Source organism: Streptomyces panaciradicis (genome assembly GCF_023516615.1).
GTDB lineage: Bacteria > Actinomycetota > Actinomycetes > Streptomycetales > Streptomycetaceae > Streptomyces > Streptomyces panaciradicis.
In genome coordinates this window covers 1-7,233 of the sequence record NZ_JAMGBF010000264.1, presented here as the reverse complement: position 1 = coordinate 7,233, position 7,233 = coordinate 1, and the positions used below count along the sequence as shown (strand labels likewise).

The 7,233-nt window shown below is 72.8% G+C and carries 6 protein-coding genes and 1 pseudogene; 3 read left to right on the top strand and 4 right to left on the bottom strand.

Translation table 11 applies throughout. From position 1 onward, the window contains the following. Positions 1-392, top strand: a 392-nt coding sequence (locus tag M8J74_RS43340; RefSeq protein WP_249841655.1) for a PucR family transcriptional regulator, incomplete at its 5' end; no start/stop codon positions are given. Between the two features lie 11 nt (positions 393-403). On the opposite strand, the gene pdxR is transcribed toward M8J74_RS43340, so the two are convergent. Next, entirely contained in the window at positions 404-1,813 is a 1,410-nt protein-coding gene (pdxR, locus tag M8J74_RS43335; RefSeq protein WP_249841654.1) for a MocR-like pyridoxine biosynthesis transcription factor PdxR, read from the bottom strand. Positions 1,814-1,860: 47 nt separating this feature from the next. Between pdxR and M8J74_RS43330 the strand changes: the two genes are divergently transcribed. Then, on the top strand, positions 1,861-3,060 hold the full coding sequence (locus tag M8J74_RS43330) for an MFS transporter (RefSeq protein ID WP_249841653.1): 1,200 nt from the start codon (positions 1,861-1,863) through the stop codon (positions 3,058-3,060). Here M8J74_RS43330 and M8J74_RS43325 read toward each other — a convergent pair. Continuing rightward, positions 3,047-3,631 (bottom strand): TetR/AcrR family transcriptional regulator, encoded by a 585-nt coding sequence (locus M8J74_RS43325; RefSeq protein ID WP_249841652.1) that lies wholly within the window; start codon positions 3,629-3,631, stop codon positions 3,047-3,049. The two genes, M8J74_RS43330 and M8J74_RS43325, sit on opposite strands and share 14 nt — an antisense overlap. Positions 3,632-3,729: 98 nt before the next feature. On the opposite strand from M8J74_RS43325, the gene M8J74_RS43320 reads away from it, so the two are divergent. Next, positions 3,730-5,238: an MFS transporter gene (locus tag M8J74_RS43320; protein WP_249841651.1), complete on the top strand. Its 1,509-nt coding sequence runs from the start codon at positions 3,730-3,732 to the stop codon at positions 5,236-5,238. A gap of 57 nt (positions 5,239-5,295) precedes the next feature. Here the strand turns inward: M8J74_RS43320 and serA are convergent, their stop codons facing one another. Together serA and M8J74_RS43310 are read right to left on the bottom strand one after the other, a co-directional pair. After that, a complete protein-coding gene (gene serA / locus M8J74_RS43315; RefSeq protein WP_249841650.1) occupies positions 5,296-6,885 on the bottom strand; it encodes a phosphoglycerate dehydrogenase in 1,590 nt (529 codons plus the stop codon). A gap of 232 nt (positions 6,886-7,117) precedes the next feature. After that, positions 7,118-7,233 (bottom strand): annotated as a pseudogene (locus M8J74_RS43310) (ketol-acid reductoisomerase); the annotation flags it as partial.

The following is a 7,233-nucleotide window of genomic DNA, read 5'->3' as shown; positions in this document are numbered from 1 at the left end:
CCACCGCGCGCGCCGGCCTGGCGGACCTGGGCACGTCCTGGCGGGAGGCGTCGGCCGCGGCGCGGGCGGCGCTGGCGGAGCCCCGGCTCGGCCCGGTCGCCGAGTGGGCGCACATCGGCCCGTTCCGGCTGCTGACCGCACTGCCCCCGGAGACCGCGCACGACACCGCCGTACGGGCGCTGCTCTCCCCCGCCCACCGTGAACTGGCCCGCACGGCCGAGGTGTACCTCGACCGCGCCGGGCAGGCCGGCCGCACGGCGGCGGAGCTGGGCATCCACCGCCAGACCCTCTACTACCGCCTCTCCCGGGTCGAGAAGCTCACGGGCCTCGACCTGGACGACGGCGAGGACCGGCTGCTGCTGCACATGGCACTCAAGGGAGCGCGGCTGTAAGGGCGTTGACCTCACGGCCCGTCGAGCAGATCCGCCACGGCCGCCACGCCCTCGGTGATCGCACGGTCCGTCACCTGGCCGAATCCGAGGACGAGTTGCGGCGGAACCGCGGTGCGGGAGGTCCGGCAGGCGCTCATGCCGTACAGGCCCACCCCCCGGTCGCGGGCCCGCGTCACGACCGTCTCCTCCTCGGCGCCGTCGGGCAGGTGTGCCACCGCGTGGAACCCGGCCGCCAGCCCCGACAGCCGTACCGCGGGGGCGTGTTCGGCCAGGACCGAGACGAGGGTGGCGCGGCGCGCGGCGTACACCGTGCGCATGCGGCGCAGATGGCGGTCGTAGCGGCCGGACTCGATCAGGCGGGCGAGGGCCAGCTGGTCGAGGGTGGGTGAGCCGCGGTCGGCGACCCGCTTGTGGTCGGCGACCGCCTCCAGGAGGACGGGCGGGCACAGCAGCCAGCCCAGCCGGAGCGCGGGCGCGAGGGACTTGCTCACTGTGCCGATGGAGATCACCCGGTCGGCGGCCAGCCCCTGGAGCGCCCCCACGGGTTCGCGGTCGTAGCGGAACTCGGCGTCGTAGTCGTCCTCGACGACATACGCGTCCCGGCGTGCCGCCCACGCGATCAGCGCATGGCGGCGGGAGGGCGCCAGGACCACGCCCGTCGGCCACTGGTGGGCCGGGGTGACGATCACCGCCCGGGCGCCGGTGGCGTCCAACTCCCCCACGTCGAGGCCCTCTTCGTCGACCGGGACCGGGACCGCCGTCAGCCCCGCCGCCTCCGCGGCGGCCGCCGCCGTGGCCGGACCGCCCGGGTCCTCGTAGGCCACGACCCGCACCCCGGCGCGGGCCAGGGCGCGCAGGGCGAGGCTCAGCCCCTGCGCGTAGCCGGAGCAGACGACGGTACGGGCGGGGTCGGCCGCGGCGCCCCGGACCCGGCCCAGATACCCGGCGACGACCTCGCGCAGTGCCCGACTGCCCTGCGGATCGCCGTAGTCGAGGTCGGCGGTCGGCATGCGCCGGGCCGCCTCCCTGGTCGCCCAGAGCCAGTCGGAGACGGGGAAGGAGGCCAGGTCCGGTACGCCGTGGCGGAAGTCGGCGATCATGCGGGGCCCGGTGTCGGGCGGGGACGGCACGGGGGCCTCGGGCACCTGCGCGCAGGCCGCCACGCGGGTGGCCGAGCCGACCCGGGTGACGAGGTAGCCCTCCGCCTGGAGCTGGGCGTAGCAGTCCTGGACGAGTCCCCGGGACAGACCGAGCATCCGCGCGAACTCCCGGGAGGACGGCAGGCGCTCGCCCGCCCGCAGCCGGCCCGTGCGGATGGCGTCCCGCACCTGGCCCTCGAGCTGCGCGGACAGCCGCTGCCCGCTCTCCCGGTCGAGCGTCACAAGCAGCTCGGGTGACAAACCGGCCCACTGCACTGGCATGGAATTGGAGCTTAGCGGAGGGCCGGTCCGTCTCTAGCGTCGACGGTATGACGACTTCGGCGAACTGCCCTCCCCACACGGCCCCCGCACGGCCGTCGCTGCTGACCCGGCCCCTGCTGCTGCGCTTCGTCAGTCTGGTCGGCGCGAGCGTGAGCTTCTTCCTGCTGCTGTCGGTCGTGCCCGCGTACGCGGCCGGGTCGGGCGGCGGGAACGCGGCGGGCCTCGCCACCGGCTCCCTGATGCTCGCCACCGTCCTCGGCGAGCTCGTCACCCCCCGCCTGGTCGCCCGCCACGGCTACCGTCCGACCCTGATGGCCGGCCTGGTCCTGCTGGGTGCCCCGGCCCTGGTGCTGACGGTCTCGTCGGACATCACGTGGATCGTCGCCGTGTGCCTGCTGCGCGGTCTGGGCTTCGCGCTGACGATCGTGGCGGGCGGCGCGCTGACCGCGACCCTGATCCCCGCCGAGCGCCGGGGCGAGGGGCTGGCCCTGGTCGGCCTGGTCTCCGGGGTGCCGTCCCTGGTCGCACTGCCGCTGGGCCTGTGGCTGGTCGCGCACGCGGGATACGGGACGGTGGCGGTGATCGGGGGGACGGCCGCCCTAGCCGCGACGGTCTCGGTGCTGGGCCTGCCGGCCGCGGACACGCGGAACGCGGAGGCGGCGCCCGGCAGGGACCGGCCCGTCGGCGTGCTGCGCGGCCTGCGCACCGGCGCCCTGCTGCGCCCCGTCCTCGTCTTCGCCACCACCGCGACGGCCGCCGGGATCATCGTCACGTTCCTGCCGCTGGCCGTTGCGAGGGCGCACTCCGGTGTGGTCACGGTGGCCCTGTTCGTGCAGCCCGCGGCCGCGACGGCGACCCGCTGGCTGGCGGGCCGGCTCGGCGACCGGCACGGCAGTGCCCGGCTCGTGCCGCCCGGGCTGCTGCTGTCGGCGGCGGGCGTGGCCGTGACCGCGACGACCGGCACCCCGGCCGCCGTGATCGCCGGAACGGCCCTGTTCGGCGCCGGGTTCGGCATCGCCCAGAACTCCACCCTCGCGCTCATGTACGCCCGGGTCTCGCCGTCCTCGTACGGCACGGTCAGCGCGCTGTGGAACCTGGCCTACGACGGCGGCATGGGCGTCGGCGCGGCGGGCTTCGGCGTGCTGGCGGGGGCGACCGGCTATCCGTGGGCCTTCGCGGTGACGGCCGGGGCGATGCTGGCCGCCCTGGTCCCGGTGGTGCGCGACCGGCGGATCAGTCGTTCCTGACGCCCTCGATCACCCGGCGCAGCCCCTCGGTGAGCTGGTCGGCGTCGGTGGCGGAGCCCGGGTCGAAGAGCCACTGGACCATCAGGCCGTTGAGCAGGGTCTGGTAGAAGCGGCCCTCGGTGTCCACCGCGCTCTCCTCCAACCGGTCCTCGGGGACGCCGTTGAACATCGTCAGGATGCCCTTGCGGCCCTCCACCTGTGCCTCGGCCAGGAGTTTGCGCACTTCGGGAAGCCTGTCGCCCTGGAACAGCAGCTCGAAGCTGAGCAGCCAGATCGCCCGTGAGGCGGGCACGGACCGGATGATGCCCGCCCACACCTCCTGGAACCGCTCCAGCGACCCGGCCGGCGGGGCCGGCTGCGCGTCCCAGCCGGGCTCGAAGGTGTCGCCGACGCCCTCGATCAGCTCGACGTACGCCTGCACCAGCAGCGCGTCCTTGGAGCCGTAGTGGTAGCCGATCGACGCGAGGTTGGTCCCCGACTCCTTGACGATGTCCCGCGCGGTCGTCCGCAGGAACCCCTTCTGAAGCAGGCAGCGCTTGGCGCCCTCGAGCAGATCCTCACGGTGTCCCATGCCGGCCACCCTACCTCCGGATCCATACAGCCGTCCTAGACGAACGATTTATACAAGCGTCATAGACAAGCGTTTAAGACGCGCGTACATTCCTCGGCATGACGAACTCGACGAGCACCACCGCGACCACGGCCGGCACCGCCCGCGCGGGCCGCCGCGAATGGACCGCCCTGGGCGTGCTGATGCTCCCGCTGCTGCTGGTCTCGATGGACGTGTCGGTCCTCTACTTCGCGATCCCCGCGATCAGCGCCGACCTGGAGCCGAGCGGCACCCAGCAGCTGTGGATCTTCGACATCTACGCCTTCGTGCTGGCGGGCCTGCTGATGACGATGGGCTCGCTGGGCGACCGCATCGGCCGCCGCCGGCTCCTGCTCCTGGGCGCCGCCGCCTTCGGCACGGCCTCCCTGATCGCCGCCTACGCCGACAGCGCCGGGACCCTGATCGCGGCCCGCGCGGTGCTCGGCGTCGGCGGCGCCACCCTGATGCCCTCGACGATGGCGCTGATCCGCACGATGTTCACCGACCCCGCCCAGCGCGCGAAGGCGATCGGCCTGTGGTCCGGTGTGATGACGGCGGGCATCGCGCTCGGCTCGGTGCTGAGCGGGGTGCTGGTCCAGTACTTCTGGTGGGGCTCGGTCTTCCTGGTCAACCTGCCCGCGATGGCGCTGCTGCTGGTCCTGGGCCCGTTCCTGCTCCCCGAGTCCAGGGACCCGCACCCCGGCCGCTTCGACTGGCCGAGCGTCCCGCTGTCCATGGCGGGCGTGCTCCCGGTGATCTACGGCCTGAAGGAGATCACGTCCGAGGGCTGGCACCCGCAGTACGTCGTCTCGATCACCGTCGGCCTGCTCTTCGCGGCCGCCTTCGTCCACCGCCAGCGCACCACGGCCTCACCGATGATCGACCCGGCCCTCTTCCGCGGCCGGGGCTTCGCCCCCTCGGTCGTCCTGAACCTCGTCGGCTCGTTCGCGATGATGGGCTCGGCGTACTTCACCACGCAGTACCTGCAGTCGGTGCTCGGCAAGAGCGCGATGGAGGCCGCCCTGTGGGCACTGCTCCCCTCGGTGCCGATCGGCATGGCGGCCCCCCTGGCGACCACCCTGGTCCAGAAGGGGGTCGACCGCGCCCACGTCGTCACCGCCGGTTTCGCCGTCGGCGCCTGCGGCTACGGCCTGCTCGCCCTCGCGGACACCGGCTCCCTCTGGCTGGTCCTCGCCGCCTGCGGCGTCCTCGCCTCCGGCATCGTCATGGTCATCTCCCAGATCACGGACCTGGCCCTGAGCAGCGCCCCGGTGGAACGCGCCGGCTCGGCGTCCTCCCTGATGGAGACCGGCGGCGAGTTCGGCGGCGCACTGGGCATGGCGGTGCTCGGCTCGATCGGCACGGCGATCTACCGCCACGACATCCCGGCCACGGCACCGGCCACGGCCCGCGAGACCCTGGGCGGTGCACTGGCGGTCGCCGACCGGATACCGGGCCTGGCGACGACGGCACGGGAGGCCTTCACCAGCGGCATGCAGGGCGCGGCGATCGCGGGGGCGGTGCTGCTGCTGGGCGCGGCAGCACTGGCGGCGCGGACCCTGCGGGGAATCCACGTCGACCACAAGTGAGAGGACATACGAACGCCGGACGGGCATTCTCAGCCCGTCCGGCGTTTGAGGACGATGTCAGACGAGGTTCACGGAGCGGGCGAACGTCGCCCCGATCTCCGTCTCCACCTCACCCAGCACCCCGGAGGGCACCGTGTCGTCGACGGTCAGCACGGCCAGCGCCTCGCCGCCGGCGACCGCGCGGGAGACCTGCATACCGGCGATGTTGATGCCCGCCTCGCCGAAGATGCGGCCCACGGTGCCGACGACACCGGGACGGTCCTCGTACCGCAGCACCACCATGTGGTCGGCGAGGGCGAGGTCGACGTCGTACTCGCCGACGGCGACGATCTTCTGCAGGTGCTTGGGGCCGGCCAGGGTGCCGGAGACCGACACCTCCTCACCGTTGCCGAGGGTGCCGCGCACGGTGACGACGTTGCGGTGGTCGGCCGACTCCGAGCTGGTCGTCAGCCGCACCTCGACGCCGCGCTCCTGGGCGAACAGCGGGGCGTTGACGTAGGAGACGGTCTCGTCGACGACGTCCTCGAAGACACCCTTGAGGGCGGACAGCTCCAGCACCTTCACGTCGTGCTGGGTGATCTCGCCGTAGACCTCGACGTCGAGGCGGACGGCGACCTCGCCCGCGAGCGCGGTGAAGATGCGGCCGAGGCGCTCGGCGAGCGGCAGGCCCGGCTTGACGTCCTCGGCGATGACGCCGCCCTGGACGTTCACCGCGTCGGGCACGAGCTCACCGGCGAGGGCGAGGCGCACCGAGCGGGCGACGGCGATACCGGCCTTCTCCTGTGCCTCGTCCGTCGACGCGCCGAGGTGCGGGGTGCACACGACCTGGTCGAACTCGAAGAGCGGGGAGTCGGTGCAGGGCTCCTTGGCGTACACGTCGAGGCCGGCGCCGGCGACCCGGCCCTCCTTCAGCGCCGAGTACAGCGCCTCCTCGTCGACGATCCCGCCGCGCGCGGCGTTGACGATGCGCACGCTCGGCTTGACCTTGCGCAGCGCCTCGTCGCCGATGAGGCCGAGGGTCTCGGGGGTCTTGGGGAGGTGGACGGTGATGAAGTCGGAGACCTCGAGCAGCTCGTCCAGCGACAGCACCTTCACGCCCATCTGCGCGGCGCGGGCGGGCTGGATGTAGGGGTCGTAGGCGACGACCTTCATGCCGAAGGCGGACATGCGCTGCGCGACGAGGGCACCGATGCGGCCCAGGCCCACGACGCCCAGCGTCTTCTCCGCGAGCTCCACGCCCGTGTACTTGCTGCGCTTCCACTCGCCGTTCTTCAGCGCGGCGTTGGCCTGCGGGATGTGGCGGGCGGTGGCGACGAGCAGACCGCAGGCCAGCTCGGCGGCGGTCACGATGTTCGAGGTGGGGGCGTTGACGACCATCACGCCGGCCTTGGTGGCGGCGGAGACGTCGACGTTGTCCAGGCCGACGCCGGCTCGTGCGACGACCTTCAGCTTGTGCGCGGCGGCGATGGCCTCGGCGTCCACCTTGGTGGCGGAGCGGATCAGGATCGCGTCGACGTCGGCGATGGCCGGGAGCAGTTCGGCTCGGTCCGCTCCGTTGCAGTGCCGGATCTCGAAGTCCGGGCCAAGCGCGTCCACAGTCGCGGGCGACAGCTCTTCAGCGATGAGTACGACGGGTTTCGAGCTCACGTGAGTCCTCACAAGTCCAATGCGGACGGCCGTCCCGACGGCCGCAGGCGGTGGAGGTTGGCTAGCCGCGTGGAAGACGCACGACGCTGTGGGCCTGACGCGTATGTAGTACGGCAGTGTAGTGGCGCGGCGGAGGTCGTCTTGCGCCTCTGCGGAAGGATCACCCGTCCGTGATGCGACGGGTTGGACAACGGGGCCGGAGCGGTCCGCTCCGACCCCGTGGCCATGAGGCTTACGCCTCCTCGTCGACCCAGCTCATCAGCTTGCGCAGCTGCTTGCCGGTGGTCTCCAGCAGGTGGTCGGCGTCCTGCTGCTTGTACTCGTTGTACTTCTTCAGACCGCCGTGGT